Origin of the sequence: Pseudomonas tumuqii (assembly GCF_013184545.1) — a bacterium.
GTDB classification, from domain to species: Bacteria; Pseudomonadota; Gammaproteobacteria; order Pseudomonadales; family Pseudomonadaceae; genus Aquipseudomonas; species Aquipseudomonas tumuqii.
In genome coordinates this window covers 1-20455 of sequence record NZ_JAAOJA010000017.1, presented here as the reverse complement: position 1 = coordinate 20455, position 20455 = coordinate 1, and the positions used below count along the sequence as shown (strand labels likewise).

18 protein-coding genes are annotated in these 20455 nt (G+C 60.2%); 7 read left to right on the top strand and 11 right to left on the bottom strand.

Features of this window, described 5'->3' with window-relative positions; genetic code table 11:
* Positions 1-30: 30 nt before the first annotated feature.
* The 6 genes from G9C89_RS22120 to G9C89_RS22095 form a co-directional block, all read right to left on the bottom strand.
* Positions 31-1773 (bottom strand): ABC transporter substrate-binding protein, encoded by a 1743-nt coding sequence (locus G9C89_RS22120; protein ID WP_172152296.1) that lies wholly within the window; start codon positions 1771-1773, stop codon positions 31-33.
* Between the two features lie 84 nt (positions 1774-1857).
* A complete protein-coding gene (locus G9C89_RS22115; RefSeq protein ID WP_172152294.1) occupies positions 1858-2130 on the bottom strand; it encodes a DUF2160 domain-containing protein in 273 nt (90 codons plus the stop codon).
* Between the two features lie 12 nt (positions 2131-2142).
* Entirely contained in the window at positions 2143-2943 is an 801-nt protein-coding gene (locus G9C89_RS22110) for a carbohydrate ABC transporter permease (RefSeq protein ID WP_172152292.1), read from the bottom strand.
* A gap of 8 nt (positions 2944-2951) precedes the next feature.
* Complete coding sequence (locus G9C89_RS22105; RefSeq protein ID WP_172152290.1) at positions 2952-3815, bottom strand: carbohydrate ABC transporter permease; 864 nt, start codon at positions 3813-3815, stop codon at positions 2952-2954.
* A complete protein-coding gene (locus tag G9C89_RS22100) occupies positions 3812-4945 on the bottom strand; it encodes an ABC transporter ATP-binding protein (RefSeq protein WP_172152288.1) in 1134 nt (377 codons plus the stop codon). The genes G9C89_RS22105 and G9C89_RS22100 overlap by 4 nt, the downstream gene beginning before the upstream one ends.
* Positions 4945-6039, bottom strand: coding sequence for an ABC transporter ATP-binding protein (locus tag G9C89_RS22095; RefSeq protein ID WP_172152286.1), 1095 nt, complete (start codon positions 6037-6039; stop codon positions 4945-4947). Before G9C89_RS22095 ends, G9C89_RS22100 begins: the two co-directional genes overlap by 1 nt.
* A 274-nt stretch (positions 6040-6313) precedes the next feature.
* Here G9C89_RS22095 and G9C89_RS22090 point away from each other — a divergent pair, with 274 nt between their 5' ends.
* The 3 genes from G9C89_RS22090 to G9C89_RS22080 all read left to right on the top strand — a co-directional run bounded on the left by G9C89_RS22090 (position 6314) and on the right by G9C89_RS22080 (position 9959).
* Complete coding sequence (locus tag G9C89_RS22090) at positions 6314-8179, top strand: sigma-54-dependent Fis family transcriptional regulator (RefSeq protein WP_172152284.1); 1866 nt, start codon at positions 6314-6316, stop codon at positions 8177-8179.
* Positions 8180-8539: 360 nt separating this feature from the next.
* A complete protein-coding gene (locus G9C89_RS22085; RefSeq protein ID WP_390623858.1) occupies positions 8540-9382 on the top strand; it encodes a polysaccharide deacetylase family protein in 843 nt (280 codons plus the stop codon).
* Positions 9383-9650: 268 nt separating this feature from the next.
* Positions 9651-9959 carry a hypothetical protein gene (locus G9C89_RS22080; RefSeq protein WP_172152280.1) on the top strand — a complete coding sequence of 103 codons (309 nt, stop codon included), beginning with the start codon at positions 9651-9653 and terminating at the stop codon, positions 9957-9959.
* A 69-nt stretch (positions 9960-10028) separates the two neighbouring features.
* Here G9C89_RS22080 and cysS read toward each other — a convergent pair whose 3' ends face one another.
* From cysS to ltrA, 3 genes are all read right to left on the bottom strand, one after another.
* Positions 10029-11411, bottom strand: a complete 1383-nt coding sequence (cysS, locus tag G9C89_RS22075) for a cysteine--tRNA ligase (protein ID WP_172152278.1) — start codon at positions 11409-11411, stop codon at positions 10029-10031.
* A 62-nt stretch (positions 11412-11473) separates the two neighbouring features.
* The gene (locus G9C89_RS22070) at positions 11474-13138 is read right to left on the bottom strand and encodes a glutamine--tRNA ligase/YqeY domain fusion protein (protein WP_172152276.1); all 1665 of its coding nucleotides are present in this window, start codon (positions 13136-13138) and stop codon (positions 11474-11476) included.
* 180 nt (positions 13139-13318) lie between these two features.
* A complete protein-coding gene (ltrA, locus tag G9C89_RS22065) occupies positions 13319-15052 on the bottom strand; it encodes a group II intron reverse transcriptase/maturase (RefSeq protein ID WP_172152274.1) in 1734 nt (577 codons plus the stop codon).
* Between the two features lie 1201 nt (positions 15053-16253).
* On the opposite strand from ltrA, the gene G9C89_RS22060 reads away from it, so the two are divergent.
* Positions 16254-16748 (top strand): peptidylprolyl isomerase, encoded by a 495-nt coding sequence (locus G9C89_RS22060; RefSeq protein WP_172152272.1) that lies wholly within the window; start codon positions 16254-16256, stop codon positions 16746-16748.
* Positions 16745-17473 carry a UDP-2,3-diacylglucosamine diphosphatase gene (gene lpxH, locus G9C89_RS22055; protein WP_172152270.1) on the top strand — a complete coding sequence of 243 codons (729 nt, stop codon included), beginning with the start codon at positions 16745-16747 and terminating at the stop codon, positions 17471-17473. The genes G9C89_RS22060 and lpxH overlap by 4 nt, the downstream gene beginning before the upstream one ends.
* Positions 17474-17521: 48 nt before the next feature.
* On the opposite strand, the gene miaE is transcribed toward lpxH, so the two are convergent.
* A complete protein-coding gene (miaE, locus tag G9C89_RS22050) occupies positions 17522-18127 on the bottom strand; it encodes a tRNA-(ms[2]io[6]A)-hydroxylase (protein ID WP_172152268.1) in 606 nt (201 codons plus the stop codon).
* A gap of 180 nt (positions 18128-18307) precedes the next feature.
* On the opposite strand from miaE, the gene G9C89_RS22045 reads away from it, so the two are divergent.
* The gene (locus tag G9C89_RS22045) at positions 18308-19171 is read left to right on the top strand and encodes a universal stress protein (RefSeq protein WP_172152266.1); all 864 of its coding nucleotides are present in this window, start codon (positions 18308-18310) and stop codon (positions 19169-19171) included.
* Between the two features lie 75 nt (positions 19172-19246).
* Here the strand turns inward: G9C89_RS22045 and G9C89_RS22040 are convergent, their stop codons facing one another.
* The gene (locus G9C89_RS22040) at positions 19247-19723 is read right to left on the bottom strand and encodes a DUF1289 domain-containing protein (RefSeq protein WP_172152264.1); all 477 of its coding nucleotides are present in this window, start codon (positions 19721-19723) and stop codon (positions 19247-19249) included.
* Between the two features lie 552 nt (positions 19724-20275).
* Between G9C89_RS22040 and G9C89_RS22035 the strand changes: the two genes are divergently transcribed.
* A partial coding sequence (locus tag G9C89_RS22035) for a hypothetical protein (protein WP_172152390.1) occupies positions 20276-20455 on the top strand: 180 nt, incomplete at its 3' end.

Sequence of the window (20455 nt, the reverse complement as noted above, 5' to 3'; positions counted from 1 at the left end):
AGGGTGCCGTTTTTTATTACCTGTTAACTATCAATCACGCGCCTGTTCCCAGGACTTGAGCAGCTCGTTGTAATTGATGGTTTCGCCCTTGGGCTTTTCGTTGGCCAGTTTCGGCTTGGGTGCGCCTGGCTGATCCAACCAGTACTGCGGGTCTTTTGCCTCATTCAGCTTGGGACCGCACTCACCCAGCACGCCGGCGCGCTCCAGGCGACCGAGCATGGTGTCCTGGGCTGCCGCCAGACCGTCCAGCGCTTCTTGCGGCGACTTGTCGCCACTGGCCGCCTCGGCAATGAACTGCCACCACAGCTGGGCCAAACGCGGGTAGTCCGGTACGTTGGTGCCGGTCGGCGTCCACTGCACCCGTGCCGGGCTGCGGTAGAACTCCACCAGACCACCGAGCTTCGGCGCGGCGTCGGTCATGGCTTGTGAGTTGATATCCGACTCGCGAATCGGCGTCAGGCCAACCAGGGTCTTCTTCAGCGACACGGTCTTGGAGGTCACGAACTGGGCGTACAGCCAGGCCGCCAGGCGCTGCTTGTCCGGGGTGGACTTGAGGAAGGTCCAGGAACCGGCGTCCTGGTAGCCCAGCTTCATGCCCTCTTCCCAGTACGGCCCCTTCGGCGACGGGGCCATGCGCCACTTCGGCGTACCGTCCTCGTTGACCACCGGCAAGCCCGGCTTGGTCATGTCGGCGGTAAAGGCGGTGTACCAGAAGATCTGCTGGGCGATGCTGCCTTGCGCCGGCACCGGGCCGGATTCGGAGAAGGTCATGCCCTGGGCTTCCGGCGGCGCGTATTGGCGCATCCAGTCGACGTACTTGGTGGTGGCATAGACCGCCGCCGGGCCATTGGTATCGCCGCCGCGGGCAACGCTGGAACCGACCGGACGGCAACCCTCGACCCGGATACCCCACTCGTCCACCGGTAGGCCGTTGGGCAGGCCCTTGTCGCCGCCACCGGCCATGGAAAACCAGGCATCGGTGAAGCGCCAGCCCAGGGACGGATCCTTCTTGCCGTAATCCATATGTCCATAGACGCGCTGGCCGTCGATTTCCTTGACCTTCTCGGAGAAGAACTCGGCGATGTCTTCATAGGCCGACCAGTTGACCGGCACACCCAGCTCGTAACCATAGATGTCCTTGAATTTGGTCTTGAGCTCCGGGCGCTCGAACCAGTCGGCGCGGAACCAGTAGAGGTTGGCGAACTGCTGGTCGGGCAGCTGATACAGCTTGCCATCCGGCCCGGTGGTGAACGCCAGGCCGATGAAATCTTCCAGGTCCAGGGTCGGCGAGGTGAAATCCTTGCCGTCGCCGGCCATCATGTCGGTCAGCGGCACGGCCTTGCCGTAGCGGAAGTGGGTGCCGATCAGATCCGAGTCGTTGATATAGCCGTCATAGATATTCTTGTCCGATTGCATCTGGGTTTGCAGCTTCTCGACCACATCGCCTTCTTGCATCAGGTCGTGCTTGAGCTTGATCCCGGTGATTTCGCTGAAGGCCTTGGCCAGCACCTTGGACTCGTACTCGTGGGTGGCGATGGTTTCCGAAGCGACGCTAATATCCATGCCGCGGAACGGCTCCGCCGCCTTGATGAACCACTTCAGTTCCTCGAGCTGTTGCTCGGCGGTCAAGGTCGAGGGGCTGAACTCATCGGCAATCCATTTCTTTGCCGCCTCCTCATAGGCATCCGCCCAGGCCGCGCCGCTCAATCCGGACAACGTCAGCAAGGCAGCCAGCGCCATGCTATGTCGGGTTTTGTTGTTATTGTCGAACATAGAGACCTCCATCTCAGGGTTTGGGGTGAGGCAAGCGGGAAACGGCCGCGCCCAGCCAGCGGGCGCGCCGCAAGACAGCCCGGCTTAGCCCCAACGCATCACTGCAAACAGCCAGAACAGGGACAGCACCGAGGCTATCCAGACACTCCAATCGGTCGTGCCCACCACCAGCAGGTGCAGGTAGGCGCTTCCCAGCAGACCGATAAACAGCCGATCACCACGGGTGGTGCTGATCGGCAAGAAGCCTTTGCGCTCGATGCACGGGGAGCGCAGTTCCCATACGGTCATACCCGCCAGAATCGTCGCGATAGCGCCGAAGAACAGCGCAGTGGGTAGAGTCCAAGCCATCCAATCCATAATCTTTGCTCCTTAGACCCGGCCCAGGGCGAAGCCCTTGGCCACGTGGTTGCGGACGAACCAGATCACCAGCATGCCCGGCAGGATGGTCAACACGCCGGCAGCGGCCAGCACCCCCCAGTCGATACCGGAAGCCGAAACGGTGCGGGTCATCACCGCGGCGATGGGTTTGGCGTTGACCGAGGTCAGGGTGCGCGCCAGCAGCAGCTCGACCCAGGAGAACATGAAGCAGAAGAAGGCGGTGACACCGATGCCCGAGCCGATCAGCGGGATGAAAATCTTGACGAAGAATTTCGGGAAGCTGTAGCCGTCGATATAGGCGGTTTCGTCGATTTCCTTCGGCACCCCGGACATGAAACCCTCGAGAATCCACACCGCCAGCGGCACGTTGAACAGGCAGTGCGCCAGGGCCACGGCGATATGGGTATCGAACAGGCCGATCGAGGAATACAGCTGGAAGAACGGCAGCAGGAACACCGCCGGCGGCGCCATGCGGTTGGTCAGCAGCCAGAAGAACAGGTGCTTGTCGCCGAGGAAGCGGTAGCGCGAGAAGGCATAGGCCGCCGGCAGCGCCACCGTCAGGGAGATCAGGGTGTTCAAGGTCACGTAGTACAGCGAGTTGAGGTAGCCCTCGTACCAACTCGGGTCGGTGAAGATCACCTTGTAGTTGGCCAGGGTGAAGCTGCGCGGCCACATGCTCAGGCCACCGAGGATCTCGGTGTTGCTCTTGAACGACATGTTCAGCAGCCAATAGATGGGCACCAGCAGGAACAGGACGTAGAGCCCCAGCACCACTTTTTTACGTAGGGTCATGGTCGGCCTCAGCGGGTCTTGTCGTTATGGGTCATGGCGGTATAGAACAGCCAGGACACCAACAGGATGATCAGGAAGTACACCAGGGAGAACGCCGCCGCCGGGCCCAGGTCGAATTGGCCGATGGCCATCTGCGTCAGGGTCTGGCTGAGGAAGGTGGTGGCGTTGCCCGGCCCGCCACCGGTGAGGACGAAGGGCTCGGTGTAGATCATGAAGCTGTCCATGAAGCGCAGCATCACCGCGATCAACAGCACGCTTTTCAGCTTGGGCAACTGGATATGCCGGAACACCGCCCAGGCCGAGGCGCGGTCGATGCGCGCCGCCTGGTAATACACATCGGGAATCGCCCGCAGCCCGGAATAGCAGAGCAGCGCCACTAGCGAGGTCCAGTGCCAGACGTCCATGATCAGCACCGTGACCCAGGCATCCCCCGTATCGGAGGCATAGTTGTAGGCGATGCCGAGTTCATTCAGTGTCCAGCCCATCAGGCCGATGTCGGCGCGGCCGAAGATCTGCCAGATGGTGCCGACCACGTTCCACGGGATCAGCAAGGGAATTGCCATGACGATCAGCACCAGCGAGGCCATGCGCCCCTTGGTCGGCATGCACAGGGCGATGGCGATGCCCAGGGGAATTTCGATCAGCAGCACGCAGCCGGAAAATATGAACTGGCGCAGCAACGAGTCATGCAGGCGCGTGTCCTGCAGCACCTGCTTGTACCAGTCGACCCCGACGAAATAGCGCGTCGAATGGTCGAAGATGTCCTGCACCGAGTAGTTGACCACCGTCATCATCGGCACGATGGCGCTGAACGCCACCAGCAGAAACACCGGCAATACCAGCCACCAGGCCTTGTTGTTCTGCACCTTCATGGCTGCACCTCCGATGACTGCGACTGAGGTTGCGCCGGTAACACTTCCACCAGGTATTCGTCGGCATAGAGCATCAGCCACTGCGCCGGGAAGCTCAGATAAACCTGCTGCTGCGGCACCGGCTGGTCCTCCTGCAGGCGCACCTTGAGCAACTGCCCGTCCAGGCGCAGGGTGAGGATCTTGTAAGTGCCCAGGTCTTCGAGATGCACCACTTCGCCGCACAAGGCGTCTTCGTTGAAGCCCTCCCAGACGTGGACGAACTCGGGGCGAATGCCCACTTTCAGGGACGTCCACTGCAGCTCGTCGAGGCGCTGATTCAGCGCCGGTGACAGCGGCAGCACGGTATCGGCGAAACGCACCCCGCCCTCGCAACGGCTGACCTCGATCAGATTCATCCCCGGGCTGCCGATGAAGTAGCCGACGAAGGTGTGGCTGGGCCGCTCGAACAGCTCGCGTGGGGTGCCGAACTGGACGATCTGGCCGCCGTACATCACCGCGATCTTGTCGGCGAAGGTCGAGGCCTCCAGCTGATCGTGGGTGACGTAAACCATGGTGATATTGAACTGCTCGTGGATCTGCTTGAGCTTGCGCCGCAGCTTCCACTTCAGGTGCGGGTCGATCACCGTCAGCGGCTCGTCGAAGAGGATCGCCGACACATCGTCACGCACCAGGCCGCGGCCCATGGAGACCTTCTGCTTCTCGTCGGCGGTGAGGTTGCTAGCCCTCTTGCGCAACAGCGGGTGCAGCTCCAGCACCTCGGCGATCTCGTTGACCTTGGCCAGGATCCTGGCCTCGTTCATGCCCTGATTACGCAGCGGAAACGCCAGGTTGTCGAACACCGTCATGGTGTCGTAGACCACCGGAAACTGGAAAACCTGGGCGATATTGCGCTGCTCGGGGTGCAGGTGGTTGACCACCTTGCCGTCGAACTGCACCTCGCCATGGGAGGGGCTGAGCAAGCCGGAAATGATATTGAGCAGGGTCGACTTGCCGCAGCCGGACGGGCCGAGCAAGGCATAGGCACCGCCTTGTGCCCAGACATGGTTCATCTCGCGGATCGCATAATCCCCATCACCGTTGGGTGCGCGGCTGTAGCTGTGCGCCAGGTTGTGCAAGCGTATCTCGGCCATCAGGCGCTCCTCGCTAAACGGCGGCTCGGCGCCTGGATCAAGCGGCCATTGGCCTCGAAGACGAACAGTTTGTGGGTCGGGATATAGATGAGGATCGGCGTATCCACGTCGTACTCGTGCACGCCCGGCAGGTGCAGCACCAGCACGAACTGCTCGTTGCGCACATGCAGAAAGGTTTCCGAGCCGCTGATTTCCGCCAGCTCGACGGTCACCGCCAGCTCCAGGTCGTCGTCGTTGGATGGCACCAGGCCGATATGGCTGGGACGCACGCCGAAGCGATACTCGCCTTCGGCGATGCTTTTCAGATCGGAGTTGAGCGGAAAATGCACGGCGTCGGCGAAGCTCACTTCAGCGGCGCCGATGCGCCCCGGCATCAGGTTGATCGCCGGCTCCGAGAACAATTCGGCGGCCAGCACCTGCTGCGGCTGGTGATAGACCTCGGCGGTCCTGCCGCTCTGCACCACCCGCCCCTCGTGCAGGATGGTGGTGGTGCCGCCCAGGGCCAGGGCCTCGTTCGGCTCGGTGGTGGCGTAGATGGCGATGGTATGACGCGCGGCGAACAGTTCGCGCATCTCCTGGCGCAGCTCTTCGCGCAGCTTGTAATCGAGGTTGACCAGCGGCTCGTCGAACAGAATCAGCGAGGCATCCTTGACCAAGGCGCGGGCCATGGCCGTACGCTGCTGCTGGCCGCCGGACAGCTCCAGTGGATGGCGCTGGAGCAAGGCCTCGATGCGCAGCATCTTCGCCGTGGCATGCACCTTTTCCAGAATCTCGGCTTTGCTCACCCCGGCTTGGCGCAGCGGCGAGGCGATGTTCTCGAACACCGTCAGGGTCGGGTAATTGATGAACTGCTGGTAAACCATGGAGACGTTGCGCTGACGTACCGAGACATTGGTCATGTCCGCGCCATTCATCAGGATGCGCCCGCTGCTCGGCTTGTCCAGGCCAGCCATCAAGCGCATCAGGCTGGTCTTGCCGGACAGGGTGCGGCCGAGCAACACATTGAAGGAACCGGGTTCGAAACTCAGGCAGGCGTCGTCGATGTGCACCTGCTGATCGATGATGCGCGTGACATGCTCAAGCGTAAGTGACATGGGCCGTCCTATTTTCTTGTTATTTGCTTTCTAGCTGTCCAGTGACAAGGCGAGTTTCGTGCCAAGCACCTAATAAAAACCTAATAGACTGATTTATATATGATTTATTGAATTACCCAGTTCACACAATTTTCGTAAATGAACAATTTTGCACAGTCGATCATGAACAACTGAACAGTCGAAGCGTTGACTTTGAACAGCCATAGGCGACACTGGCTACGGCCCGACAGAGAGCGAGCCCCCATAACAACAAGACCACTGCGAGACCTTCGTCATGGCTGAAGCTGCCAGTGCCCTGCCCCACGAGACCATCATTCAGGACTCCTGGTCGCGTTGCCGCGACTTCGGCCTGACTCACCAGAGCACGCCCATCTTCACCCAGCCCAGCCCAGGCGAAGTCTCTGCCCTGCTGGAAAGCCAGCACGCCCTGGTGCACACCACCCATAAGGAAGTGCTGCCCTACTACGGCAACATCCTGGCCAATTCCAATTGCCTGATCATGCTCGCCGACAAGCAGGGCCAGGTACTGCAGTCCTGGGGCGACCAACGCTTCATCGAGCCCAGTCGTGCGCCCGGCTTCGTCGCCGGGGCCAGCTGGCTGGAGCGCTACACCGGCACCAATGCCATAGGCACCGCCCTGAGCTGCGCCCAGCCGGTGCATATCCAGCACGATGAACACTTCCTCAAGGCCAACCGTTTCATGACCGGCTCGGCCTCGCCGATCTTCGACGAACAGCGGCAGATGATCGCGGTGCTGGACGTCTCCAGCGACAGCTACCTGCCGCCCTCCCACACCCTGGGCATGGTCAAGATGATGAGCCAGTCGGTGGAAAATCGCCTGATCCTCAACCTGTTCCAGCAGCGCTACTTCCAGCTCAGCTTCAATACCAGCCTGGACAACCTCGACAGCCCCTGGGCCGGGCTGCTGATTTTCGATGACCAAGGCCAGGTGGTCTCGGCCAACCGCCGCGCCGACAGCCTGCTCGGCGTCGGCCTGGCGCGGGTGAATATCGAAAGCCTGTTCGATGCGCCCCTGCAACACTTGCTCAATCAACCCGAAGCCCTGCCCTTCAATCTGCGCGCCGGTGGCCGTTTCCGCTTCCACGCCCAGGTCAAACGCCCGCATCAGCCGACACCGATCCAGGCCAGGGATTTCCGTCCGCCCGTCGAGCCCGAAGACAACAGCAAAGGCTTTACCCTGGCCTCGATCAACCTCGGCGACCCACGAGTCGATAAAGCCGTGCGCCAGGCCGAACGCCTGCTGGAAAAAGACATTCCGATCCTGGTCCACGGCGAAACCGGCGTCGGCAAGGAGGTGTTCGTCAAAGCCCTGCACCACGCCAGCTCCCGCGCCAAACACGCACTGATCGCAGTCAACTGCGCGGCCATCCCCGCCGAACTGGTGGAATCCGAACTGTTCGGCTACGAGAAAGGCGCCTTCACCGGCGCCAACCAGAAAGGCAGCGTCGGCCTGATTCGCAAGGCCCACAAAGGCACGCTGTTTCTCGATGAAATCGGCGACATGCCGCTACGCGTGCAAGCCCGCTTGCTGCGGGTATTGCAGGAACGCTGCGTGCAACCGCTGGGCAGCAGCGAACTCTACCCGGTGGATATCCGCCTGATCTCCGCCACCAACCGCTCCCTGCGCCACGACGTCGATGCCGGCCTGTTCCGCCAGGACCTCTATTACCGCATCAGTGGCCTCAACCTGGAACTGCCGCCGCTGCGCGAACGCACCGACAAAGCCGCCATGGTGCAACGCATCTGGGAATACCAACGCGAACCCCAGCAATGGGCCAAGCCCAGCGCCGAGGTGATGCAACTGTTCGAACGCCACCCCTGGCCCGGCAACCTGCGCCAACTGAGCAGCGTGCTGCAGATCGCCCTGGCCATGGCCGACGACCAGCCGATTCAACCGGAGCATCTGCCGGATGATTTTTTCGCCGATCTACAGGATGAGAACACCAGGGAGTCGGTGCATGGCCAACCGCTGCAGACAGGCTTATTGACCGCCGGCGATGATGACCTGGCGAGCCAGTACCAGGCGTGTGGCGGAAATATTTCGCACCTGGCTCGAATTCTTGGAGTGAGCCGGAATACGCTTTACAAGCGCTTGAGAGCGCAGGGTTTGAAGGTGTGACACGCAGCGTTCATGCACGGCAAGCGCGGATACGACGCTTAAGCGACGGATTAACAGCAACCGCCAACAACGCATCGCGCCCAAGGGTCTTCAGCGGCGGCAATGGATCTATAACCGTCGACGGCTGTCGAACTCAGTAACCCACCAACAGCTCGCGCCTGACCTTCTGTTTCCAGTCGTTAGCCAGCAGCTGCTGGCACTCACTGCAACCACCGAACTGTTCTGACTGCTGTACCCTTCGTCGCCGTCTTCATGAGTCAAAACGCCCCGATGAGTCTTACCCCCCGCCTTACAGCCGCCACGTCACGAGCATTGGCATGGTGTTGCCCTGCGCCCCGCAAACTGCGTCCATGGGGCGGCGTGATTGTCGCGCTGGTGCTGCTGAGTGCCTGCGTCAGCGCGCCACCGCCCCAGCCATCACCCGGAATTGCGCCGATACGCTTTTTGCTGAGCTTCGACGACGGCCCGAGCGGGAGCCTGGGGGTCAACCCGACCCGGCAGATTCTCGACGCCCTGGCGGACAACCCCGTCCAGCCCGGGATCAAGGCGCTGTTCTTTATCCAGACGCGCGCGCCCTACGCCGGCGGCAGCGCTCAGGGGCAGGCGCTGTTGCGTCGGCAGCAGAAAGACGGCCACTTGCTGGGTTTTCACACCGCCACCCCCAGGCACGCCAATCACCGCTTCCTCAGCCCGACCGAGCTGGAGCAGTCGCTACGCGATGGCGTGGCCGACCTCAGTGCCGTCAGCGGCAAGCCGCCGCGCCTGGTACGGCCACCGTTCTGGAATTACAACCAACGCACCTTCGCCGCCTATCGGGCCCATGGCCTGCATTTGCTGCTGACCGACCTGAGTGCCAACGATGGCAAGACCTGGGGCATCAACGGCAGCCTGCGCCGGCGCAGCAACCTGCGCACCCAACTGGCACTGATAGCGACACAGATCCAAGCCAGCAGCATGCCTGTGGTGGATGGCGTCATCCCGGTGGTCGTGACCTTCCATGACCTCAACCCCTACACCGCACGGCATATGCAGGAGTACCTGCAGATTCTCCTGGATGTGGCCGCGGACGTGGGACTGGCCACCGCGACCAAGCCGTTCTACGACCAGCGCGACGCTCTCGAACACGCGGCGCTGAAGCGCACCCTGGGCGACCCGCTGCAGTATGCCCGCCTGCCTGGCGTGTGGAACTGGCTATGGAATTGAGCGACGCAACGGCTATCGCTTCGTTCAATCAATAGACCTGCGAAAAACAACCAGGCCGCCCGAAAGCGGCCCGCCAAACAGCGGACCGACCCGAGCCCTTCTAGCATGCATGCCGCGAGACTGGCAGCGACGTGCAGGCCGTCGAGTACGCGGCTGGTGCTGCGTCCACCGCCGAGCGGTCGCCACGCGCCTTCCGCTGCATCCTATAGTTATAAAGATGTCATTGATGCGTTATCGATGCCGTCCATACAGCCTAACGGAGGCCATGATGAAATCTTCTATGCGAATTCTCATCGCTGCGGGCGCCCTTCTTGCCACCGCCTCGACACCGCTGGTACAGGCTGATACCGGTTCCGACTGGTTCGATGCCGAGGTTGCCCAGGTGCAGCATCGCGTCGCTTCGCGCAACCAGCTCGACGATGACCTGGTGCTATCGCAAATCGCCCTGGGCTATGCCGTACCGGAGTCGCTTCACCCGCAGAGCAAGACCATGCTGGCGCGCTCGAATGACGACGCTTTCGACACGGTCCTGAAATACCTGCAAGGCACGATGGAGATGTATGCGGCAGTTGATTAAGGCGCCTTGATTACCGCTTCCTGAACATGGAAAAGGCCGCATTGCGGCCTTTTTCAATTTCCCCGTCGCCTATTCAGCCAAGCGCCAGGTGGTGCCACCCTTGCCGTCTTCCAGCACCACGCCCATGGCGCTTAGCTGATCGCGGATACGGTCGGACTCGCCCCAGTTCTTCTCGGCGCGGGCTTGCAGGCGTGCGGCGATCAGCGCCTCAACCTCGGCGGCATCGACCTTGCCGGCGGCACCGGCCTGAAGGAAAGCCTCGGGTTCGAGTTGCAACACGCCGAGCACCCCGGCCAGTTCCTTCAGGCGTGCCGCCAGGCCGGCGGCGGCCTGCAGATCGCTTTCGCGCAGACGGTTGATCTCGCGGGCCAGTTCGAACAACACGGCGCAGGCCTCCGGCGAATTGAAGTCGTCGTCCATGGCCGCACCGAAACGCTCGACGAAGGCTTCGCCACCGGCAGCAGGCACTGCTGGCAACCCCTTAAGCGCATTGTAGAAACGCTCTAGGGCGCCCTTGGCTTCCTTGAGGCTGTCTTCCGAGTAGTTGATCGGGCTGCGGTAGTGGCTGGACACCAGCAGGTAGCGCACCACTTCCGGGTGGTACTTCTCCAGCACCTCGCGGATGGTGAAGAAATTGCCCAGACTCTTGGACATCTTCTCGCCATCCACCCGTACCGCGCCGGCGTGCATCCAGGCGTTGGCGTAGAGCTTGCCGGTGGCCGCCTCGCTCTGCGCGATCTCGTTTTCGTGGTGGGGGAACACCAGATCCGGGCCGCCGCCATGAATGTCGAAGGTCTCGCCCAGGCAGCAGGTGGACATCACCGAGCACTCGATGTGCCAGCCCGGCCGGCCCGCGCCCCAGGGCGACGGCCAGCTCGGCTCGCCGGGCTTGACGCCCTTCCACAGGACGAAATCCAGCGGATCCTGCTTGGCTTCGTCGACTTCGATGCGTGCACCGACTTTCAGGTCTTCGATCTTCTTGCGCGACAGCTTGCCATAGCCGACGAACTTGCCGACCCGGTAATACACGTCGCCATTGCCCGGCGCGTAGGCGAAGCCCTTGTCGATCAGGGTCTGGATCATCGCGTGCATGCCGGCGATGTGCTCGGTGGCACGCGGCTCCTGATCCGGACGCAGCACATTCAGGCGCGCCTCATCCTCGTGCATCGCGGCGATCATGCGCTCGACCAGGGCCTCGAACGGCTCGCCATTGTCGTTGGCGCGCCTGATGATCTTGTCGTCGATGTCGGTGATATTGCGCACATAGGTCACCTCATAGCCGCGATGGCGCAGCCAGCGGGTCACCACATCGAACGCCACCATCACCCGCGCATGACCGATATGACAGAAGTCGTAAACCGTCATGCCGCACACGTAGATGCGCACCTGGTTGTCCAGCAGCGGTTTGAAGACGTCTTTGCTTTTGGTCAGCGTGTTGTAGATCGAGAGCATCGGGAATCCTTGGAAACCACGGGCCGGCGTACCGGCCCGGTTCTAATCAGAGCGCCTGGGCTTTAGGCCCAGGAGTCGCGCAGAGTCACGGTCCGGTTGAACACCGGGGCACCGGGCTTGCTGTCCTTGATGTCGGCGCAGAAGTAGCCTTCACGCTCGAACTGGAAGCGCTCCTCAGGCTGGGCCTGGGCCAGCGACGGCTCGGCGCGACAGCCCTTGAGTACCACCAGCGACTCGGGATTGATGTTGTCGAGGAAGCTGCTGCCCTCTTCTGCTTTTTCCGGGGTCGGCGAGCGGAACAGGCGGTCGTACAAGCGCACTTCGCACTCGATGCTGGCAGCGGCCGGCACCCAATGGATCACGCCCTTGACCTTGCGCCCCTCCGGGTTCTTGCCCAGGGTATTTTCGTCGTAGCTGCAGCGCAGTTCGACGATATTGCCCGCGGCGTCCTTGATGGCCTCGTCGGCACGGATCACGTAGCTGCCACGCAAGCGGGCTTCGCCACCGGGAATCAGGCGCTTGAAACCGGCAGGCGGGACTTCCTCGAAGTCGCCGGCGTCGATATAGATCTCGCGGGCAAACGGCAACTGACGTACGCCCATGTCCTGCTTGGGATGGCGCGCCAGCTCGAGATTTTCCACCTGACCTTCGGGGTAATTGGTGATCACTACTTTCAGCGGGCGCAATACGCACATGGCTCGCGAGGCAGAGGCATCGAGGTCTTCGCGAATGGCGAATTCGAGCATGCCGATATCCACCAGGCCGCCAGCGCGATTGACGCCGACCATGTCGCAGAAGGTCCGAATCGAACCCGGGGTGTAGCCGCGACGACGATAACCGCTGAGGGTCGACATGCGCGGGTCGTCCCAACCCTGCACATGGCCCTCATCGACCAACTGCTTGAGCCGGCGCTTGCTGGTGATGGTGTAGTTCAGGTTGAGACGGGCGAACTCGTACTGACGCGGCTTGGCCGGCACCGGCAGATTGTCGAGGAACCACTCGTAGAGCGGGCGATGATCCTCGAACTCCAGGGTGCAGATCGAGTGGGTAATACCCTCGATGGCGTCCGACTGGCCATGGGTAAAGTCATAGCTCGGGTAGATGCACCACTTGTCACCGGTCTGATGGTGATGGGCATGGCGGATGCGGTAGAGAATCGGATCGCGCAGGTTCATGTTCGGCGAGGCCATGTCGATTTTCGCGCGCAGGGCACGCGCGCCATCGGGGAATTCGCCGGCCTTCATGCGGGCGAACAGCTCGAGGTTCTCCTCCACCGAGCGCTCGCGGAACGGGCTGTTCTTGCCCGGCTCGGTCAGATTGCCGCGGTACTGGCGCGCCTCATCGGGCGACAGGTCACAGACGTAGGCCTTGCCGGCCTTGATCAGCTCGACGGCCCAGTCATGTAACTGGTCGAAATAGTTGGAGGCGTAACGCTCCTCGCCGGCCCACTGGAAGCCCAGCCACTGCACGTCGCTCTTGATCGCGTCGATGTATTCCTGGTCTTCCTTGGCCGGGTTGGTGTCGTCGAAGCGCAGGTTGCACTCGCCGCCAAACTCCTTGGCCAGGCCGAAGTTCAGGCAGATCGACTTGGCATGGCCGATATGCAGGTAGCCGTTGGGCTCCGGCGGGAAACGGGTGATGATTTTCGTGTGCTTGCCGGCGTCCAGATCGGCCTGGACGATGGGACGAAGAAAGTTCGAAGCGGCGACAATCTCTGGCTTGCTCATGGGGTCCTTGATCATGCAGGTGCGCGGCACAGGGTAGGCCGACTTATAGTCGGGTAGCCCCGGATCATTACTGATCCAAGGCCCCCTAAGAACCGTACGTGCGAGTTTCCCCGCATACGGCTCAAGTTTACGTGAAGCCAGCCGAGGCTGGCCGGCAACAATGTGCGCGCGATCTTACCATTACAGACCGCTAAATCGCAGAGTCACCTTAAGTTGTTGGCTATGCGCCAGCGCATGGCAGTTAGGATGAAGCAGCACACGATTGCTCAGATTGTCCGATCCGCCGTCCACTCGCCTGATGACGTGGTGGTCGTGCCAACCGGTTTCCTTGCTGATCGCTTGACCACAATGGGCACAGAGACCCTTCTGCCTGCGAAAGATGCTGAGAATCTGTCCCCGATAACGCAGCTTGTGCTGCATCCGTTGAACTCTCAGCGCCTCCCACTTCAGTTCGTGCTGGGCATCATAGGGCTGATATTCACCCGGCAGACGCTTGTGACGCACGATTGCAGTTTCCGCTAGCTTGTACAGCTGACGGTACTGCTTTTCTCCCTTGCCATCCTTGTAGGGATGCGCAAACACCCAGTTCCGACCGCCTACAGATTGGAAGTATCGCTTCCGAATCCAATCAGCGGACTTCTTCGGATGCCTGCGCTTCGCCCACCTCCAGAGTCGCCAGAAAATGAGGCTATCCAGCTTGCTGAAGGTTTGCTTTGCCACGACTGGCGAGTGGTATTGCGACCACCCTTTCAGTACCGGGTTCAGTTGACCGATTAACGCTTCCTGCGTCATGGCCCCGCTGTTTTTGATGATCTCCCGCACTTTCCGATAAAACGCCGAGACGTTCTTCTTCGATGGTTTGATCAGCAGCTTGGCCTTCCTGTAAGGGGATTTCGGCACATATTTCCTGAAATTCCACCCGAGAAAATCAAAGCCTATCGTGATACTGGTGATCCGCGTTTTCTCCTGAGACAGCGCAACCCCTCGTACAGACAGGAATTGTTCCACCCAAGGTTTGATCTCGGCGTCCAGAAACTCTTTCGAGTCAGCCAGAATCACGAAATCATCCGCATAGCGCACCACATGGACTTTTCTTTTCTTGGCGACCCCTATGCCCAACTTCTTGGCCAAATAGGCTTTGAGTTGAGTTTCGAGGCCATTCAAGGTGGCATTGGCCAAGCAGGGAGAAATGATTCCTCCCTGTGGTGTCCCGGCCTCCGTAGCCGTGAGTTGTCGCCGGTCGACTACCCCGGCTTTCAACCATTTGCGCAGCACCGTCCTGTCCATGCAGACGTTTTGGCACAGCCACTCATGATTGATGTTGTCGAAGAACCCTTTGATATCCCCTTCCAGAATCCATACTGCCGCTGTTTGTGGCGCCAGCAGGTGGAACAGTTCAACCATCGCATCAGCGGTCGACCGGTCTGGGCGGAAGCCATAACTTTTCGGGTCGCTGGTGCTTTCTACGACAGGTTCTAGTGCTTGAAGAAACAATGCCTGCATGGCCCGATCCAACATCGTCGGGATGCCCAGCGGGCGTTTCTCCTGCTTACCAGGTTTCGGTATCCATACCCGCCGTAGCGGTTTGGGCCGGTAACCTCGCTGTTTCGACAGACTTCCCACGGCACGGAGCTTGGCCTGGGGCGACCCCCAGGTTTCTCCGTCGACTCCCGGTGTCTTGCGACCCCGGTTTTCCGTGACTCGCCTTACAGCCAAACAGCGGCCATAAAACGAGTGGGTCAGCATCCGTTGCAGGCGTTTAACCCTGCGCCAGTTACCTTCCCCTGTTGCCTGCGCAATCTTTAGCTGCGTTTTCCGAACAGAACACTGAATGACGGCCCAATCGAGATCGTGCCAATTCAGTGCTGTGCTGGAGGGCGCAGCCGTAACCAGTAGATCTGGTTGCGTTTTCATACAGTCCTCCCGAGGTCATACGACAGTCGGGACGGACTACTCCCCTAGGGGTCGTAATCCACCCCTAGGGTCGCTTTGTTTTCGCTGGAATCAGCGGCTCATCATGCGCTCGTAAACCAGATGCACGTCAGCCAGAGTTGCCTCTGCCGGTAATGTTTCAACCGGTATGCCATCCACTACAGACAGCCGTTCGCTTTTTACATCCTCCTATTCCCCACACTCATCAGCGCCCCTTGCGGTTTGCCTGCCTTGCCTGTGTCACCAGCAAGGCGAGTGGTCGGGATTGCCACGTTCCCCGAATCACATCAATTCCCCGTGTAGGCTTCGTCTTTCCCCCGGCAGCTGTTGAGGTACCGCATCACATACTTTGACTGTGATGACCAACTGCATTGCCATTTTGGCTAGGGCCAATAATTGCCGTAGGCCCATCGATAGTTACGAAGGTTCAGCCGACGATTCACATGTGTTAGCCATGCGGGTTAGGTCACTAGCCTCCATACATCCGTGCAATTCGGACGTATCACACACGCCGTCACCGGAGCGAATTTCTCGCATGGAGAGGAGACATTGTTAATCGAGCTTCACACCCCGGGGTTGGCCCCCGACGCATGCCGATCTAGTGAACTGATGGGTACACATCAGGCTCGGTACTCCCTAGACAAGCAGAGCTGAGCAATGCGATTCGGAACTTGCGTTCCGTGCTTGGTCAATGCATCTCCCACGTCTCACGACGGTGGCGAAGGGCTCAAATAGCCAACGCCAAGAAGATGAAAACGCACCCAAGGGGGCGGATTCACCCTCTTAGCTTGACATATTTGGTAACAATCCAATCAGGCTGGACTGCCACCTACCTCTCTATTTGTGTCGATCACTGCACCCTTTCGGACCGAATCGAACACATTTTTTTGTCCGCTCTATAGATACAAGAATGTATCCATGAACGGCACAGTGCTAGGAAAGCCCAGCTGCATTGACTGCATTTCAGGCTTCAAACCCCTTGATAGCAAGGGGTTTAGGTGCCAAGGCGCAGTGGCCAGACCAAGCACAACACGTACACACGTGTCGCACCAAAGCGCTTATCATAGCCGAAGCTGTCAACCCCCTGACAGGCCCACGAGCCCGTTCTCTATCCACCGCGCACCGCTAACGCAGTGTCAATATTGAGCAGGCCGCTGGATTTCTCGACAGAGCGATTACCTACATGATCAAGCTGCACACCAACCACGGCGTCATCACCCTCAAGCTGTTCGAAGACAAAGCCCCGGAAACCGTGGCCAACTTCAAGCAATACGTGAAGGAAGGTCATTACGACGGCACCATCTTCCACCGCGTGATCAGCAACTTCATGGTGCAAGGCGGCGGTTTCGAGCCAGGCATGAAGCAGAAAGCCACCCGCGCAACCATCAAGAACGAAGCCAACAATGGCCTGGCCAACAAGATCGGCACCGTGGCCATGGCCCGTACCATGGAGCCGCATTCGGCCTCCGCGCAGTTCTTCATCAACGTCGCCGACAACAGCTTCCTCAATCACAGCGCACCGACCGTTCAGGGCTGGGGCTATGCGGTCTTCGGTGAAGTGGTCGAAGGCATGGACGTGGTCGACGCCATCAAAAGCGTTGCCACCACCATGAAGTCCGGCCACCAGGACGTGCCGGTCGACGACGTCATCATCGAGAAGGCCGAGATCGTCGAGTGATCCTGCTGATCTCCGACCTGCATCTTGAACAGGAGCGCCCGGACATCAGCCGGGCGTTTCTGCATTTTCTGGAGAGCCGTGCAAGCGAAGCCGAGGCGCTGTATATCCTTGGCGACTTCTTCGAGGTGTGGATCGGCGACGACGCCATCAGCCCCTTTCAACGCAGCATTGCCCAAGCCCTGCGTCAGCTCAGTGACAACGGTACGCGCATCTACCTGATGCACGGCAATCGCGACTTCATGATTGGCCAGGCCTTTTGCCGAGAGGCCGGCTGCACCCTGCTGCGCGACCCCAGCCTGGTCGAACTCGGCGGGGAGAAAGTCCTGTTGATGCACGGCGACAGCCTGTGCACCCAGGATGAGGCCTATATGCGCCTGCGTCGCTGGCTGCGCAACCCGCTGTCGCTGTTCATCCTGCGCAACCTGCCGCTGAGCACCCGCCGCAAGCTGGCGCGCAAGCTGCGCAAGGAAAGCCGCGAGCAAACCCGCATGAAAGCCAGCGGCATCGTCGACGTCACCCCGGCAGAGGTGCCACGGATCATGGCCGCCCACGGCGTGCGCACGCTGATTCACGGCCACACTCACCGCCCCGCGGTACATCAACTGCAAGTGGCAGGTCAGCCCGCCCGACGGATTGTCCTGGGTGACTGGGACAGCCAAGGCTGGGCCTTGCAGGTCGACGACCAGGGCTTTCGCCAGGCGCCGTTCGAACTGTCCGATCGATAGAAACCTGGGACCTGGACACAAAAAACGCCCCTCGGGGCGTTTTTTCGTTCAGTCGGCCGCCGCACCGCTGTGGAAGCGAAACTCAGCGTCCGGGGTGAGAATGGCATCTCGCTCGACCTCGGCGAAATAGGCCACCCGCTCATCGATCGGCCCGCTCGCATAATCGCGAGCCATTTTCAGGTAGCCCTGATAATGCCGCGCCTCGGACTTGAGCAGCGAGCGATAGAACTGCCCCAACTCCTCATCGAGATGCGGCGCCAGGCGAGCGAACCGCTCACAGGAGCGCGCTTCGATAAAAGCCCCGACGATCAGGGTATCCACCAGCTTGTGTGGCTCACTGCTGCGCATGTGCTTGTGCAGACGCTGGGCATACAGGGCAGCACTGACCGGACGATAGGCGATCCCACGCTTCTTCATCAGCGCTGCGACCTGCTCGAAATGACGCAGTTCCTCACGGGCCAAACGCGACAAGTTATATTGCAAATCGGCCTTTTCGATATAGCGAAAAAGCAGGGTCAAAGCCGTTGAGGCGGCTTTCTTCTCACAATTGGCGTGATCTATCAGCATCACGTCCTGATTCTGCAAGGCTTGGGCAATCCAGGCGTCAGGCGTTGGGCACAACAGGAAGGCTTCAATTTCAGGTAACAGTTGCATAAGCTCACGAGATCCAATGGCAGCCTCGTCTGAAGGGCTGGGCCGGCCATTATACGAATGAAGCGGCGCGCGACCAGCCGGTCAGTTGATACCGGTCAACAGCACTGTGCTGTTGCCGCATCTATGCTGTACCTATAGTTAGGTGTTACGAGTCACAACCCACTTCGGACGGAGACGAGCATGCAAGCCATTCGCAACATTTTAGTCGTCATGGAACCAGAGCGACCCGAAGGCTTGGCACTCAAGCGGGCCAAATTGATCGCTGGCGTGACCCAGTCGCACCTGCACTTGCTGGTCTGCGGCAAGAAGCATGACCACTCAGCCTATCTGCGTGACCTGTGCGCCACGCTCGACAAGGAGGGGTACAGCACTTCCAGCCAGCAGGCTTGGCATGAAAACCTGCACCAGACCATCATCACCGTGCAGCAGGCCGAAGGCTGTGGCTTGGTGATCAAGCAGCACTTTCCCGACAATCCGCTGAAAAAGGCCCTGCTCACCCCGGACGACTGGAAGCTGCTGCGCTATTGCCCGGCCCCGGTGCTGATGGTGAAAACCGACAAGCCCTGGGCTGGCGGCACCATCCTCGCGGCGGTCGATGTCGGTAACGCCGACGGTGAGCACCGCACCCTGCACGACAGCATCGTCAACCACGGCTATGACATTGCCGCCCTGGCCAAGGCCAACCTGCATGTAATCAGCGCCCACCCCGCGCCAATGCTGTCGGCCGCAGACCCGACCTTCCAGCTGAAAGAAACCATCGAGGCGCGCTACCGCAATGAGTGCAAGGCCTTCCAGGCCGAATACGACATCGCCGAGGAGCGTCTGCATATCGCCGAAGGCCCGGCAGACGTGCTGATTCCACAAGTCGCCCACCAGTTGAATGCCGCAGTCACCGTAATCGGCACCGTGGCCCGCACCGGCCTGTCCGGGGCGCTGATCGGCAATACTGCCGAGGTGATCCTCGACGCGCTGGATTGCGACGTACTGGTACTCAAGCCCGACGACATCATCGCCCACCTCGAGGAACTGGTGGCACAGCACTGAGAAAGACTGAGCATTGCTCGCCTCACATGGACAAGGCCACCAACTCCGGTGGCCTTGTCCTATCTGCCCTGCGCATCAATCGCGCGCCTGCAGACCTTCCAGGAGAAATTTCGGGGCGATATAACGCTCGTAGTGCGCCTCGGAGAGCAGGAAAAATTCGCGATCGATGGCATCACGCAGTTCGGGAAGGGTCCAGTCGCGAAACTCGGGCAGCAACACCATGCCATAGGCTTCCAGCTGGTTGATTGCCCGTGCGCCGCGGGCAATCAGTTGGTAAGCCCAGCAATAAGGCGACTGCTGCGGCACGAAACGAATTTTCCGTTGCTCCAACTGACTGCGCAGGCGCGCACCATCGAAGACTTCCAGCTTGGCCGTCATCACCTGCACCAACAACACCTCGAGGCGCAGCCAGACTGCGTATTTCTCCTCGTCGTTATAACTGTTCCAGTTGATCACTTCATGGTGAAAGCGCTTGCAGCCACGGCACACCAAGTCACCGTAGACAGTGGAGCAAAGGCCGACACACGGGGTTTTGATACGCTGGTTGGACATGGCTAGGCGGGATACATGCTGGCGGAAAGGCAGGCATGTTAGCCCTTTGTCTAAGTCAGTTCATCTCTGTCGACAGACCGGATGAAAACTACCGCGCACCTGGCTGCAGCATGGATAAAAGACCGGTTACTTACTTTAACCGCAGGGAAACCATGCTTTTCACCGACGTTCTCTACATCTACCCCTTTAGCAGACAAGCTATTTACCCAACCTGCTCGCCGCGGGGCTTTAGCTTAACTTTATCCAAGCTTTCCAGTAGAATCGGCCCGCCTTTTATAGGCGCCAATGTCCGTTGGAAGCTGTTTTCAAAGCGTCACGAGCACAGTAGATCCTGCAGGTACGATGTTGACGCAGGCCCTTGGAACACCCTTTCAAGTGCCTGCGCCAGCCCTCATCAAGCCGTCCTGCCGGCGTAAAACTTTGAAAACAGCTTCTGCAAGAAACCTCTGAAACCTCGGCTGAGGGGCCCATAAAGCCGCGAAGCGCCTGGTTCAGGGTTTTCTGGATCGCGTCCCGGACAACCCTTTGGGACCACTGATGAGGGTAATAACTGTGCTTGAAGCCTATCGCATACACGTAGCAGAGCGTGCCGCTCAGGGTATCGTGCCCCAGCCGCTGACCGCCGAACAAACCGCAGGCCTGATCGAGCTGCTGAAAAACCCGCCAGCAGGCGAAGAAGCTTTCCTGCTCGACCTGATCACCAACCGCGTACCGCCAGGCGTCGACGAAGCC